Origin of the sequence: Kocuria oxytropis (assembly GCF_040981195.1) — a bacterium.
GTDB classification, from domain to species: Bacteria; Actinomycetota; Actinomycetes; order Actinomycetales; family Micrococcaceae; genus Kocuria; species Kocuria oxytropis.
In genome coordinates this window covers 460,635-474,014 of sequence record NZ_JAVFXA010000001.1, presented here as the reverse complement: position 1 = coordinate 474,014, position 13,380 = coordinate 460,635, and the positions used below count along the sequence as shown (strand labels likewise).

The 13,380-nt window shown below is 75.0% G+C and carries 12 protein-coding genes; 8 read left to right on the top strand and 4 right to left on the bottom strand.

Going from position 1 to position 13,380, the window contains the following annotated elements; genetic code table 11:
- Nucleotides 1-75: 75 nt before the first annotated feature.
- Nucleotides 76-2,055, bottom strand: a complete 1,980-nt coding sequence (locus QYM41_RS02175) for a M13 family metallopeptidase (protein ID WP_368798087.1) — start codon at nucleotides 2,053-2,055, stop codon at nucleotides 76-78.
- 153 nt (nucleotides 2,056-2,208) lie between these two features.
- Entirely contained in the window at nucleotides 2,209-3,054 is an 846-nt protein-coding gene (locus QYM41_RS02170) for an ABC transporter substrate-binding protein (protein WP_368798086.1), read from the bottom strand.
- 355 nt (nucleotides 3,055-3,409) lie between these two features.
- Between QYM41_RS02170 and QYM41_RS02165 the strand changes: the two genes are divergently transcribed.
- The 5 genes from QYM41_RS02165 (at nucleotide 3,410) to QYM41_RS02145 (ending at nucleotide 8,787) form a co-directional block, all read left to right on the top strand.
- On the top strand, nucleotides 3,410-3,787 hold the full coding sequence (locus QYM41_RS02165) for an RNA-binding S4 domain-containing protein (protein WP_368798085.1): 378 nt from the start codon (nucleotides 3,410-3,412) through the stop codon (nucleotides 3,785-3,787).
- A 129-nt stretch (nucleotides 3,788-3,916) separates the two neighbouring features.
- Nucleotides 3,917-5,374 carry a benzaldehyde dehydrogenase gene (locus QYM41_RS02160; RefSeq protein ID WP_368798084.1) on the top strand — a complete coding sequence of 486 codons (1,458 nt, stop codon included), beginning with the start codon at nucleotides 3,917-3,919 and terminating at the stop codon, nucleotides 5,372-5,374.
- 83 nt (nucleotides 5,375-5,457) lie between these two features.
- The gene (locus QYM41_RS02155; RefSeq protein WP_368798083.1) at nucleotides 5,458-6,810 is read left to right on the top strand and encodes an MATE family efflux transporter; all 1,353 of its coding nucleotides are present in this window, start codon (nucleotides 5,458-5,460) and stop codon (nucleotides 6,808-6,810) included.
- A gap of 51 nt (nucleotides 6,811-6,861) precedes the next feature.
- On the top strand, nucleotides 6,862-7,854 hold the full coding sequence (locus QYM41_RS02150) for a universal stress protein (RefSeq protein WP_368798082.1): 993 nt from the start codon (nucleotides 6,862-6,864) through the stop codon (nucleotides 7,852-7,854).
- Between the two features lie 39 nt (nucleotides 7,855-7,893).
- Nucleotides 7,894-8,787: a universal stress protein gene (locus QYM41_RS02145; RefSeq protein ID WP_368798081.1), complete on the top strand. Its 894-nt coding sequence runs from the start codon at nucleotides 7,894-7,896 to the stop codon at nucleotides 8,785-8,787.
- A 56-nt stretch (nucleotides 8,788-8,843) separates the two neighbouring features.
- Here the strand turns inward: QYM41_RS02145 and pdxT are convergent, their stop codons facing one another.
- Nucleotides 8,844-9,446: a pyridoxal 5'-phosphate synthase glutaminase subunit PdxT gene (gene pdxT, locus QYM41_RS02140; RefSeq protein WP_368798080.1), complete on the bottom strand. Its 603-nt coding sequence runs from the start codon at nucleotides 9,444-9,446 to the stop codon at nucleotides 8,844-8,846.
- Nucleotides 9,443-10,396, bottom strand: coding sequence for a pyridoxal 5'-phosphate synthase lyase subunit PdxS (pdxS, locus tag QYM41_RS02135; protein ID WP_368798079.1), 954 nt, complete (start codon nucleotides 10,394-10,396; stop codon nucleotides 9,443-9,445). Before pdxS ends, pdxT begins: the two co-directional genes overlap by 4 nt.
- Nucleotides 10,397-10,493: 97 nt before the next feature.
- Here pdxS and pdxR point away from each other — a divergent pair, with 97 nt between their 5' ends.
- From pdxR to QYM41_RS02120, 3 genes are all read left to right on the top strand, one after another.
- A complete protein-coding gene (gene pdxR, locus QYM41_RS02130) occupies nucleotides 10,494-12,044 on the top strand; it encodes a MocR-like pyridoxine biosynthesis transcription factor PdxR (protein ID WP_368798078.1) in 1,551 nt (516 codons plus the stop codon).
- 82 nt (nucleotides 12,045-12,126) lie between these two features.
- Nucleotides 12,127-12,717: a DUF308 domain-containing protein gene (locus QYM41_RS02125; RefSeq protein WP_368798077.1), complete on the top strand. Its 591-nt coding sequence runs from the start codon at nucleotides 12,127-12,129 to the stop codon at nucleotides 12,715-12,717.
- A gap of 61 nt (nucleotides 12,718-12,778) precedes the next feature.
- Nucleotides 12,779-13,282 (top strand): hypothetical protein, encoded by a 504-nt coding sequence (locus QYM41_RS02120; RefSeq protein ID WP_368798076.1) that lies wholly within the window; start codon nucleotides 12,779-12,781, stop codon nucleotides 13,280-13,282.
- Nucleotides 13,283-13,380 lie beyond the last annotated feature (98 nt).

Here is a 13,380-nt window from a genome sequence, read left to right as displayed (position 1 = left end):
CGACCCGGCACGCCCCGGTCGCCGAGAGCTGCGATCTCGCGGGGCGGTTCTCGCGGGGGAGGGGGTCTCGCGGGGTCACCAGATGGTGACGCGGTCCTCCGGGGGGAGCCACAGGCCGTCGCCGGGGCGCGTGCCGAAGGCGTCGTGGAACGCGGCCATGTTCTGCACCACCCGGTTGCAGCGGAACTCGGCCGGGGCGTGCGGGTCGGTGGCCAGCCGGTTGACCAGCTCCTGCTCCCGGGCGGTCGAGCGCCACAGCGCCGCGTAGGCGTAGAAGAAGCGCTCCGCGCCGGTCAGGCCGTCGAGCACCGGCGCGCTGTCCTGGTCCAGGCCCCGCTCGGCCAGCGACATCCGGTAGGCCACCAGGGCGATCTCCAGCCCGCCCAGGTCCCCGATGTTCTCGCCCACCGTGAAGGCCCCGCTGACGCGGTGCCGCTCCGGGTCCAGCCCCTGCGGGGTGCAGGTGTCGTACTGCGCCACGAGCGCCGCGGTGCGCCGGGCGAACTCCGCCCGGTCCTCGTCGGTCCACCAGTTCTCCAGATGGCCCTGCGCGTCGTACTTGGCGCCCTGGTCGTCGAAGCCGTGGCCGATCTCGTGGCCGATCACGGAGCCGATCGCGCCGTAGCACACGGCGTCGTCGGCGTCGATGTCGAAGTACGGCGGCTGCAGGATCCCGGCCGGGAAGACGACCTCGTTGAGCACCGGGTGGAAGTAGGCGTTGACCCAGTGCGGGTAGAGGAACCACTCCCCGCGGTCCACGGGGGTGCCCATCCTCCGCACGGTGCGGTCGTGCTCCAGCGCCAGCCCCGCCCGCACGTTGCCGAGCAGGTCCGCCGGATCCAGCTCCAGGGAGGAGTAGTCCCGCCAGGTCCCGGGGTGACCGACCTTGACCCGGAACGTGGACAGCTTCTCCAGGGCCCGGGCCCTGGTGGCCTCCGACATCCACTCCAGCCGGGAGATCCGCTCCCGGTACGCGGCCAGCAGGTGCGCCACGAGCTGCTCCACCCGCGCCTTGTGCGCCGGCGGGAACCAGCGGGCCACGTACTCGCGCGCCACGTCGTCGCCCAGCACCCGGGTGACCAGGAACTCGGCCCGCTTCCATCGCGGGCGGGGGCGGGTGATCCCGGACAGGGCGGTGCTGTAGAAGCGGAAGTTCTCCTCGACGAAGGGCCGGGGCAGGAACGGGGCGCGCTTGGACACGATCCGCCACGACTGCCAGATCCGGATCTGCTCCGGCGACCACTCCTGCCACAGCCGGCCCAGCTGCGCCACGAAGGAGGGCTGGCGGACGATGACCCGGTCGACGAGCGCCGCGCCGTGCTCCGGGACGAGGCCCTCCAGCCACGCCGTCCACGGGAAGCCGGGCGCCAGGGCCTCCAGGCCGGGCACGTCCACGGGGTTGTACATCTCCTCGACGTCCCGCGCGGCGACGGTGTCCCAGTGGGCGGCGGCGAGCTGCGTCTCCATGCCGAGCACGGCCGCCGCGGCGTCCCCGGCGGCCGTGCCCCAGCGCTCCGGCAGGCCCGCCAGCTCGAGCATCGCCGCGACGTGGGCGGTGAACGCCGTGCGCAGCCGCTCGTGCTGCGGATCCGTGTAGTAGCTGTCCGCGGGCAGCGACAGCCCGTTCTGGCACAGGAAGAACGAGTAGCGGGACGAGTCCCGGGAGTCGTTCTCCACGAAGAAGGACAGCGGCCCGTCCGCACCGGTGCGGTGCAGGGCCCCCGACGCGCGGGCGAGGCCCTCCTTGTCCCGGGCGGCGTCCAGCACCGCGAGGTCCGGGTCCAGGGCGGCCCGCCCGCGCCGCTCGATCTCGTCCTCGTCGAGGAAGGAGCGGTACAGCACCCCCATCCGGGACCCGGCCGGGGCCTCCTGCACGATCTCGTGCACGCGCTGCGTGTTCAGGTCGGTGAGGATCGCCGAGGCGCCGTCGAACGCCCGGTCGCCCGGCAGCTCGTGCGCCTCGATCCATCCGCCGTTGACGTGGCGGTACAGGTCGTCCTGCGGGCGGACACCGGGGTGGACGTGCTGCAGCTCGAGGCCGGAGTCGGTGGTCACGGGGCTTCCCCTGTCGTCGTCGCGGGGCGCAGGGCGCCGGGCGGCGGGGCCGGCCCGGATCCAGCCTACGGACGACGGCGCCGTGGCCCGCCTCGCGCGGGCCACGGCGTCCGTGGTGCTCGTCACACCCGACCGGCGGGTGTCTCCGGCGGCTCAGCTCGCGGACGGCTCCGGGCTCGCCGAGGCGTCCGTGCCCTCGGAGTCCGCGGTGCCCAGCCACTCGGCCTCGAGCTGGGCGAGGGTGCCGTCCTCCTCCATGGTGGCCAGCGACTCGTTGACCTGCTCCAGCAGGGCCGTGTTGCCCGTCTTCACGGCCAGTCCCAGCTGCTCGCCGGTCTCGATCTCCTCGACGAGCTGCAGCTCGGGGTTGTCCGCGATGGCGGGGCCGGTCACGGAGATGTTGCCCAGCACGGCCTTGACGTCGTCGGTGTTGAGGCCCTGGATCATCAGGGAGGAGGTCTCGTACTGGACGACGTCCGCCCCGTTGTCCCGGGCGTAGTCCTCGCCGGTGGTGGCCTGCTGCACGCCCACGCGCTGGCCCTCGATGTCGGCCACGGACCGGATGCCGGAGTCCGGCGCCACGAGCAGGGCGAGGTTGTCGTCGAGGTAGGGCTCGGAGAAGTCCATCACCGACTCGCGCTCCTCCGTGATGGTCATCCCGGACGCGGCGAGGTCGCACTGGTCGGTGTCCAGCGCGGAGCCGGTCTCGATGGCCTCGAAGGGCGTGGTGATGACGTTGGTCTCCACGCCCAGGTCCTCCGCGATCCGGTTCACCAGGTCGATGTCGAAGCCCACGGTCTCGCCGTTCTCGACGTACTCGAAGGGGGCGTAGGGGATGTCCGAGCAGACCGTGAGGGTCCCGGAGCTGATCAGGTTCACCTCGCCCTCGCCCTCGCCGGAGCCCTGCTCGCCTCCTCCGGTGCTCGTGCACGCGCTCAGGGCCAGCGCGGAGACGGCCAGCACGGACAGGGTCGCTGCCCCGTGGAACCTGCTCTTCATGGATCTGTCCTTCCCTCGGGAGGTGGCGGGCCGCGGCCGCCGGCACGGCGTCCTGCCCGGTGGGCGGCCCGCCGGTGAATGTGCCTCAGTGTAGGTGCTCCGGGCGCTCCGGGATGTTGCACACCACTGATCGGTAGCCGATCATCTGTCCCCACTGCGGGCGACACCGCCGGCTCGGCCCGCCGCGGGCGCCGGACCCGGGCGGCCGGCGGCTTCGGGTCCGGCGGCCGCCCGGGCCCGTGCGGCCGCGGGGAGCCGGGCGCGGACGGCCGGGGGCCCGCCGCGGGCCGCGGATTCGGCACAATGGGCCCATGACCCGCACCGAGGACCCGCACCGACGCCGTCAGGAGCGCCGATGAGCGCGCCGCAGGCGCCCGCGAGCGTGCGCGTGGACGTGTGGCTGTGGGCGGTGCGCGTGTTCAAGACCCGCTCCGCCGCCACGGCCGCGTGCCGTGCCGGTCACGTGAAGATCGACGGCACCTCGGTCAAGGCCGCCCAGCCCGTGCGCCCCGGCCAGCGGGTCGCGGTGCGCCGGCCCGGCCACGAGCAGGTCCTCGAGGTGGTGCAGCTGCTGACCAAGCGCGTCGGGGCGCCGGTCGCCGCGACGGCCTACGTGGACCACAGCCCGCCCCCTCCTCCCGCGCTGCACGCGGCCGTCCCGCGGCGGGACCGGGGGGCCGGGCGGCCCACCAAGAAGGACCGCCGGGAGATGGACCGCCTCCGGGGGGTGTGAGCCCGAACGGCGCGCCCGCTCCGGGCCCGCTCCCAGGAAGGCGCAGAATAATCCCCACTGCACGTGTGCCGTGGATCACCCCGCCGTCCGGCGGTCCGATCCGCGGCCGGATCCCGAGGAGTTCGACCCATGGCACTGCTGGACACGACGGTGTGGACCGGAAAGATCTACGTCAACGGGTGGCGCGACGGCCGCGGCGGCGCCGAGGACGTGACGAACCCGTCGACCGACGAGACCCTGGGGCGGATCGGCTTCGCCTCTCCCGAGGACGTCTACGAGGCGGCGGAGAAGGCCGAGGCGGCCCAGCGGGAGTGGGCGGCGCTGAAGCCCTCCGAGCGCGCCGCGGTGCTGCGCCGCGCCGGTCTGCTGTTCGAGGAGCACGTCGAGGAGGTCATGGACTGGGTGGTCCGGGAGACCGGGGCGATCCAGCCCAAGGCCGGGCTGGAGGCCTCGGTCGCCGCCGCCGAGTGCTACGAGGCCTCGGCGCTGCCCACCCACCCGCACGGGGAGTACCTGCCCTCCGACGCGCCGCACTGGTCGCTGTCCCGCCGGGTGCCGGCCGGGGTGGTCACGGTCATCTCGCCGTTCAACTTCCCGCTGATCCTCTCGATCCGCTCCGTGGCCCCCGCCCTGGCCCTGGGCAACGCGGTGCTGCTCAAGCCGGACCCCCGCACCTCGGTCACCGGCGGCGCGCTGATCATGCGCGTGTTCGAGGAGGCCGGGCTGCCGCCCGGGGTGCTGCAGCTGCTGCCGGGCGGCGGTGACGTGGGGGCCGCCGCGGTCGAGGCCCCGCAGGTGGACGTCGTGTCCTTCACCGGGTCCACGGCGGCGGGCCGGCACGTGGGCGCGGCCGCCGCGCAGCACCTCAAGCGCGCCCACCTGGAGCTCGGCGGCAACAACGTGGTCATCGTGCTGCCGGGTGCCGACGTGGACCTGGCGGCCGGGGTCGGGGCGATGGGCTCCTTCTTCCACCAGGGGCAGATCTGCATGACCACCGGGCGCCACCTGGTGCACGAGGACCTGCACGACGAGTACGTCGACAAGCTCGCGGCCAAGGCGGAGGCCCTGGTGGTGGGGGACCCCGCCGAGGGGCCCGTGCACATGGGACCGATCATCGACGAGCGCCAGCTCAAGTCCATCGACGCGATCGTGCAGGAGACGGCCATCGCCGGTGCCCGGGTGGTCGCCGGCGGCTCCCACGACGGGCTGTTCTACCGGCCCACGGTGCTCGCCGACCTCACCCACGAGATGACGGCCTGGAAGGACGAGATCTTCGGGCCGGTGGCGCCCGTGATGAAGGTGTCCAGCGCCGAGGAGGCGGTGGAGTACGCCAACGCCTCCGAGTACGGGCTCTCCGTGTCCATCATCGGGGACGTCGGCGAGGCCATGAAGATCGCCGACCGGATCCGGTCCGGCAAGATCCACATCAACGAGATGACGGTCGCCGACGAGGCCAACGCCCCCTTCGGGGGCATGGGCGCCTCGGGCACCGGCTCCCGCTTCGGGGGGCCGACGGCCAACATCGACGCGTTCACCGAGACCCAGTGGATCACGATCAGCCCGGACGTCCCGCACTACCCCTTCTGAGCACCGGCCCTTCCGGGCTCGATCCCCTCCGGGCGCCGCGCCGCCCGGAGGGGGCCGAGGGCCGGCATCGGTAGCCTGGACCGGTGACCACGACCTCCCGCCCCCGCGGCCTCAACCGGCAGATCCTGGCTCTGGCCGTCCCCGCCTTCGGCGCGCTCGTGGCCGAGCCGCTGTTCCTGCTGGCGGACTCCGCGATCGTCGCCCACCTCGGCACCCCCCAGCTCGCCGGCGTGGGCGTGGCGGCCGCGGTGCTGCAGACGGTCGTGGGGCTCATGGTCTTCCTCGCCTACAGCACCACCCCGGCGGTGGCCCGGCACCTCGGCGCGGGCCGGCTGCAGGAGGCCGTGGCGGTGGGCCGGGACGGGCTCTGGACGGCCGCCGGGCTCGGGCTGCTGCTGTCCGCGGCGGGCTGGGCGGCGGGACGCCCGCTGCTGGCGCTGATGGGGGCCCGCGGCGAGGTCCTGGAGCACGCCGTGGTCTACCTGCACTGGTCCCTGCCCGGGCTGACCGCGATGCTCCTGGTGCTCGCGGCCACCGGCGTGCTGCGCGGGCTCCAGGACACCCGGACCCCGCTGGTCATCGCGGGGGTCGGGGCCGCGGCCAACGCGGGGCTGAACCTGCTGCTCGTCCACGGAGTGGGCCTGGGGGTGGCCGGCGCGGCGATCGGCACGAGCGCCGTGCAGTGGGCCATGGCCCTGGCCTACCTCCGGATCCTCCGCCGGCTGGCCCGCGAGCACGGGGTGGGGCCCGCGACCACGTGGCCGCGGCTGCGCGCGCACCTCACGGTGGGCTCCTGGCTGATGCTCCGCACCGTCTCGCTGCGGGTGGCGATCCTCGCGACCGTCCTGGTGGTCACGGGCCAGGGCGCCCAGAACCTCGCGGCGCACCAGCTCGTGATGACGGTGTTCAACTTCCTGGCCTTCGCCCTCGACGCCCTCGCGATCGCGGCGCAGGCCCTGCTGGGCCGGGACATGGGGGCCCGGGACGTCGCGGACCCCGGGCAGCGCCGGGAGGTCCGGGCCCTCATGAACCGGCTCGTGCTGTGGGGGCTCGGCTTCGGCGTGGTGACCGGGCTCGTCGTGGCCCTGGCCGGCACGCGGCTGGGCTTCCTGCTCAGCCCCGACCCCGGGGTGCAGGCCCTCTTCGCGGCGGGCCTGCTGGTGGTGGCCGCCGGGCAGCCGCTGGCCGCCTACGTCTTCGTCCTGGACGGCGTGCTCATCGGGGCCGGGGACGCCCGCTACCTGGCGCTGGCCGGGGTGCTGAACCTGGTGGTCTACGCCCCGCTGCTGGCGCTCGTGGCCCTCCGCGCGGGATCGGGGACCGGCGGGTTCGTGTGGCTGTGGGTCGCCTACGCCGGCGGATACCTGGGGGCTCGCGCCCTCACCCTGGGGCTGCGCGCGCACGGCGACTCCTGGCTGCTCAGGAACGCTCGGTAACAACCGGGAGCGCACCCGGGCATCGTGGCGTGGATCACCTACGATGCAGACATGAACAGTGATCCCCGCGCAGAGAACCAGTCCGCCGCCGACTCCGGGCACAACGTGGTGCTCGTCGGCATCGACGGCTCCGACCAGGCCCGGCACGCGCTCGATCGCGCCCTCGAGGAGGCCCGGGCGCAGGAGCTGACGGTGCGCCTGCTGGGCGCCTACCCCGTGATCGGGGTCGGGGACCCCGGTCTCGAGATGCGGTTCACCGAGGCCGTGATGAAGGAGAACTCCGAGCACCTGGCCGAGGCCCGGCAGGCCGTGGAGCAGGCGGGACTGCCCGTGGAGGTCGTGGAGGCGGCCGGGGACGCCGCCAAGGCCGTCGTGGAGCGGTCGGGCGAGGCCGCCCTGGTCGTCATGGGCAAGCGCGGCCGCGGCGGTGCGCTGCGCGGCCGGCTGGGCTCCGTGTCCGCCGCGGTCGCGGCGCACGCCAAGTGCCCGGTGATCATCGTCCCCGAGGCCGCGGAGAGCAAGCACACCGAACGGCACACCGACCGGCGCGGCGGCAGCGCCGGGGACTTCGCCCTCGAGGCGGAGGGGCCGGTCAAGGCGGACCGGATCGACTTCACCGGCCGGGTGGTCGTGGGCCTGGACGCGCTCGGCTCGCGCAGCCCGGCGCTGAGCAGGGCCGTGGCGTACGCCCGGGAGCACGGCAAGGCCCTGGCGCTGGTCTCCGTGAACGGCGCCCTCTCCGGCACGCCCTCCTGGTTCCAGGACGAGTTCAACCAGGCCCGGTACTTCCACGAGGCCGACCAGAAGCTCACCCAGATCTCGGACGAGATCGCCGCGGAGCACCCCGAGCTGACGGTGGAGCACCACATCTTCGTGGGCCGCCCGGCCCGCATCCTGATGAACGCCACCCACTCCGCGGACCTGGTCGTGGTGGGCTCCCGCGGCATCGGCGGCTTCCGGGGGCTGCTGCTCGGCTCGGTCTCCCAGGCGGTGCTGGAGAACGCCGCCGGCCCGGTCATGGTGGTGCCCGCGCACCGTTCCTGAGCACCACACCCCGTCGGCGAGAGCAGGGAGCAGCGGCACATGGCGGACCAGATCGTCGTCGGCTACGACGGCTCGGAGAACAGCGAGCGCGCCCTCGACTGGGCGATCCGGGAGGCCGGCGCCCTCGCCGGCGAGCTCAGGGTGGTGGTCTCCATGGGGCGGCCGGTGGCCGTGGACCCCAGTCTCTACGGGCCGTTCCTGGAGGCGATCGAGGAGGAGGCGGACAAGATCGCCGGCACCGCCGTCGGGCGGTGCCGTGACGCCGGGGTGCAGGCGGTCGCCGTCGTCGAGCGCGGGGACGCGGCCGGGGTGCTGGTGCACGAGGCGGAGAGCGCCGCGGCCCTGGTGCTCGGCCGCCGCGGCCGCCGGGGGGTGCGCGGCCGGCTCGGCTCGGTCACGGCCGCCGCCGCGGCGCACGCGAGCTGCCCCGTCATCGTGCTCCCGGACCCCGGGGACTCCCGGGGGCGGTCCGCCCGCAGCGACTCCGGGCCCTTCTCGGGCCGCGTGGTGGTCGGCGTGGACCGGCTGGGCCGGGACAACCCGGCCGTCCTGGCGGCGGGCCGCTACGCCGTGCGGCACGGCCTGGGCCTGGCGCTGCTCACCGTGGTCCCGGAGACGCTGAGCATGCCGACGGGCTCCGCCGACCTGGACCGGGCCGTGCGGGAGCAGCTCACCGAACCCGCCCAGGGCCTCGTGGACCAGGTCGCGGACTCGGTCCGGGCGGACCACCCGGACCTGGCCGTCGAGACGTTCGTCCTGTCCGGCCGGCCCGCCGACCAGCTCGTCGAGGCGGGGAGGTCGGCCGAGCTCGTGGTGGTCGGCAGCCGCGGCTACGGCGGGTTCCGCGGACTGCTCATGGGCTCGGTCTCGCAGGCCGTGCTCCAGGACGGCGAGGGCCCCGTGATGGTGGTCCCGAACCGCAAGAAGGACTGACCCGCGGTCCGCCTCACCCGCCGACGGGGCGGACCGCTCAGACGGGAGCGGACCGCTCAGGCGGGCAGTCCGCGCCGGGCGGCCACGAGGGAGAGCAGGTGCCGGTGCACCGTCGTCTCCCCGGTCAGCTCGGGGTGGAACGAGATGCCGACGACGGCCCCGCTCGCCACCGCGACCACCTCGCCCCGGTGCCGGGCGAGGACCTCGACGCCCTCGCCGACCCGGGTCACCACGGGGGCGCGGATGAAGGCCGCGCGCACCACGTCCCCGTCGTCGCCCCAGGCGAGCTCGACCTCCTCGGAGGCCGTCTGGGGGCCGAACGCGTTGCGGGCCACCGTGACGTCCAGGACCTCGAGGGTCTGCTGGCCGGGGGCGGGGTCCTCGATGCCGGAGGAGAGCAGGATCAGCCCGGCGCACGTGCCCAGCGTGGGGAGGCCGCCGAGGACGGCCTCCCGCAGCGGCTCCCGCAGCCCGAACAGCCGCAGCAGCCGGTCCACGGTGGAGGACTCCCCGCCGGGCAGCACGATCGCGTCCAGTCCGGCGAGCTGCTCGGCCGTCTTCACGAGCACGGGCTCGGCGCCGAGCTCCTGCAGCATCGCGGCGTGCTCGGCGACCCCGCCCTGGAGGGCGAGGACGCCGACGCGGGGTGCGGAACTCACCAGCCGCGCTCCGCGAGCCGGTGCGGGGCGGGGAGGTCGCCCACGTTGATGCCGACCATCGCCTCGCCGAGCCCGCGGGAGGCCTCGGCGATCTTCTCCGGGTCGTCGAAGTAGGCGGTGGCCTTCACGATGGCCTGGGCCCGGGCCGCGGGGTTGCCGGACTTGAAGATGCCGGAGCCCACGAACACGCCGTCGGCGCCGAGCTGCATCATCATGGCGGCGTCCGCGGGGGTGGCCACGCCGCCCGCGGTGAACAGCACGACCGGCAGCTTCCCGGTGCGGGCGACCTCGAGGACGATGTCGTAGGGGGCCGCGAGCTCCTTGGCCTTCACGTAGAGGGCGTCGGGGGACACCGCGTGGAGGGCCTGCAGCTCGGCGATCTGGCCGCGGATGGTGCGGATGTGCTTGGTGGCCTCGGAGACGTCGCCGGTGCCGGCCTCGCCCTTGGAGCGGATCATGGCGGCGCCCTCGGCGAGCCGGCGCAGCGCCTCGCCCAGGTTGGTGGCACCGCACACGAACGGGACGGTGAAGCGCTGCTTGTCGATGTGGTTGACGTAGTCGGCGGGGGAGAGCACCTCGGACTCGTCGATGTAGTCGACCTCCAGGTGCTCGAGCACCTGGGCCTCCACGAAGTGGCCGATGCGCACCTTCGCCATGACGGGGATGGAGACGGCGGCCTGGATGCCCTCGATCAGGTCGGGGTCCGACATGCGGGCCACGCCGCCCTGCGCCCGGATGTCCGCGGGCACGCGCTCGAGGGCCATGACGGCCACGGCGCCGGCGTCCTCGGCGATGCGGGCCTGCTCGGCGGTGACGACGTCCATGATGACGCCGCCCTTGAGCATGTCGGCGAGACCGCGCTTGACGAGCGGGGAGCCGGTCAGCGGGGTCGCGTCCGAGCCGGTGGTGCGGGCGGGGGTCTGGGCAGGGGTGGTCTGCAGATCGGTCATGGACTCCATCCTCCCGCCGTAAGTGGTCCACCGACAGGTCCACCATCGATAGAATCTGTTGGACCACTTGACGTCCTGGTGCGAGAGGAGCCGGCCGGTGCGACACCCCCACGACGTGGAGCTGCCCGTGCGCGTGGACCGGGCCGATCCCGCGCCGCTGCCCGCCCAGCTCGTCCAGCAGCTGCGGGAGCTGGTGGTCTCCGGGGCCCTGCGCCCCGGGGACCCCCTGCCCTCGACGCGCGGGCTCGCCGCCCGGCTGGGGATCTCCCGCGGCTCCGTGGTCACCGCGTACGACCAGCTCCACGGCGAGGGGTACCTGCACGCGACCCACGGAGCCACGGTGGTCCACCCGGACCTGGCCCGCTCCCGGGCGGAGCCCCCGGCGGCGCGGCCCGGACCGCGCCCGCCCGTGCCGCCGCGGCGCCGGGCCCGGGAGCGGCCCATGATCGACCTCACGCCGGGGCGGCCCGACACCGCACGGCTGGCCACCCCGCAGTGGCGCGCCGCGTGGCGGGACGCCGCGGCCGCGGCCGGCACCGGGGCGCCCCCGGCCCAGGGCTCGGAGCCGCTGCGCGAGCAGATCGCCGAGCACCTGCGGCTGATGCGCGGCGTGGTCCGGGACCCCGAGGACCTCTTCGTCACGGCGGGCGCGCGGGACGGTCTCCAGCTGCTGCTCGCCGTGCTCGGGAGTCACGCCGGACGGGGCCTGCGGGTCGCGGTGGAGGACCCCGGCTACCCCTCGCTGCGCCGGGTGCCGCAGCGTCTCGGCCACGAGGTGCTGCCGGTGCCGATCGACGACCAGGGGCTGGACCCCGCCCGGCTGCCGTCCGGGGCGTGGTCCGGGCCGGGCCGGTGGGAGATCGACCGGTCCCCGGACGCCGTGATCGTGACCCCCAGCCACCAGTACCCCCTCGGGGCGTCGATGCCCGCCGCCCGCCGGCTCGAGCTGCTCGGCTGGGCGCGCGCCCACGACGCGCTGATCGTGGAGGACGACTACGACTCGGAGCTTCGCTACGTGGGCGAGCCGCTGCCCGCCCTGTCCTCCCTCGACCACGCCCCGGGCACGGTCCCGGAGCCGCCCGCCCCGGGACGGCTGCTCGGCGCCGGCGGTCACGTGGCCACCCTGGGCTCCTTCACCAAGGTGCTGGCGCCCGGCCTGGGGGTGGGCTACCTGCTGGCCCCGCCCGCCCTGCGGGAGGACCTGCTGCGGCTGCGCACGGACCTGGGCAACCCGGCCTCCGCGGTGGCCCAGGACGCGATGGCCCGCTACCTCGCCGAGGGCGGGCTGCGCCGGCACACCGCCCGGATGCGGCGGGAGTACCGCCGCCGGCGGGACCTGCTCACCGAGGCCCTCGCGGAGGTCCGCGGGGTGCGGGCCGTGCCCATGGACGGCGGTCTGCACGCCGTCCTGGAGTTCACCGGGGAGGTGCCGTTCGAGGAGCAGGACGTCGTGGACCGCGCCGCGGCCGCGGGCGTGCGGGTGGCGGCCCTGGGCTCGTACTGGGCGCACGGCGCCGGGGGCGGCCGCCGCGGCGTCGTCGTCGGCTTCGGCGCCACCGGCGCCGCCCCGGCGGGCGACGCCCTGCCGGACGCCCTCGCCGTGCTGGCCCGGGTGCTCTCGGCGCCCGGCGGGGGCGCCGGTCGCTAGACTGACCCGTGCCCCGCGGGCGTCCCCGCCGGGGCCCTTCCGCCGGGGTTCTCCCCGCAGCACGCTCCCCGAAAGGCGCACCGTGAACCCCGACCCGAGCACCGGCATCCACCGCGACCTGTTCGCGCCCACGCTGCTGCGGGCGCTCGTGGCCCTGGTCTTCGGCGCCGTGACCGTGTTCTGGCAGGAGCCCACGCTGCCCGTGGTGGCCTGGGGCGTGGGGCTGTACCTCGTGCTGACGGGCGCGGCGAGCGTGCTCCTGCAGCTGCGCCTCAACGGCAACGACCACGTGGACATGGGCCCCACCCGGCAGATCCCCCAGTCCTACGGCGTGCTGTACCTGCTCGGCGGAATCTTCACGGTCCTGGGCGCCGACACCCCCGCGTGGCTCGTGGTCTACGCGGGCTCCGTCATGGGTCTGGCCGGGCTCACCGAGCTGGCCCTCGGGCTGAGGTTCCGCACGAGCTTCCCGCTGGGCCGCGACTGGACCATCGCCGGGCTCACCACGGTCCTCGCCGCCACGGGCCTCGTGCTCGTCGTGGACCTCGGGGCGAAGGCGATCTTCGGGGTGGTGGGCGCGGCCGCGGTGGTCATCGGCGTCACCCACCTGCTGGCCGCCCTGACCCTCCGGCACGAGGACCGCCGGGGCCGGGCCCCCTCGGGGACGGCGTAGACTGGGCTACCGCACGGCAGGGCCCCGACCTGCCGAGGACACCCGTTCACGAGGAGGACCAGTGGCACAGCGCAAGGGCTCGAGAGGCGGCTCCCGGGCCGACGTCAAGGGCCCCCTGATCCTCTCGGCGGTGCTCGCCGCGATCGCGTTCGTGGCCGTCGGGATCTTCGCCAGCGGCGGCACGGACAACGCCCTGCGCCTGGACCTCGCCTTCATCGCCGCCGGCATCGCGTTCATCGTGACGCTCGTGATCAGCGCCACGCTGATGATCGTGGAGAAGCCCAACGACCCGCACCTCGGCGAGGGCACGGGCGTCAACCGCTCCTCGGCCAAGCTCTACGCCGAGGCCCGGGCCCGGCGGCAGGCCGCCGCACGGCCCGCCGGCGAGGCCGAGTTCGGCCAGCGCGTGCGGCCCGACACCGAGGGGGAGGACCTCCTCGGCCGGCGTCCCGTCGAGGGCACCGCCGCCGAGGGCGCCCCCGCCGCGGACGGCACGACCGCCGCGGACAGCCCCCGCCCGGGCCGCGGCACGGACGACGACGGACCGGCCGCGCCGCGCGCCTGAGGCCGGCGCAGCGCACGACGCCCCGGGGAGGATCCTCGTCCTCCCCGGGGCGTCGTGCGCGTCCGGACGGGGTCCGGGCCGGTCGGCGCCGGGCGGCG

What these genes read in the sequence shown, in the direction of transcription:
- QYM41_RS02150 (WP_368798082.1), top strand. Translation starts at nt 6,862, where the DNA reads ATGAACAGTGATCCCCGCGCAGAGAACCAGTCCGCCGCCGACTCCGGG.
- QYM41_RS02170 (WP_368798086.1), bottom strand. Translation starts at nt 3,054, where the DNA reads ATGAAGAGCAGGTTCCACGGGGCAGCGACCCTGTCCGTGCTGGCCGTC.
- QYM41_RS02160 (WP_368798084.1), top strand. Translation starts at nt 3,917, where the DNA reads ATGGCACTGCTGGACACGACGGTGTGGACCGGAAAGATCTACGTCAAC.
- QYM41_RS02165 (WP_368798085.1), top strand. Translation starts at nt 3,410, where the DNA reads ATGAGCGCGCCGCAGGCGCCCGCGAGCGTGCGCGTGGACGTGTGGCTG.
- QYM41_RS02145 (WP_368798081.1), top strand. Translation starts at nt 7,894, where the DNA reads ATGGCGGACCAGATCGTCGTCGGCTACGACGGCTCGGAGAACAGCGAG.
- pdxS (WP_368798079.1), bottom strand. Translation starts at nt 10,396, where the DNA reads ATGACCGATCTGCAGACCACCCCTGCCCAGACCCCCGCCCGCACCACC.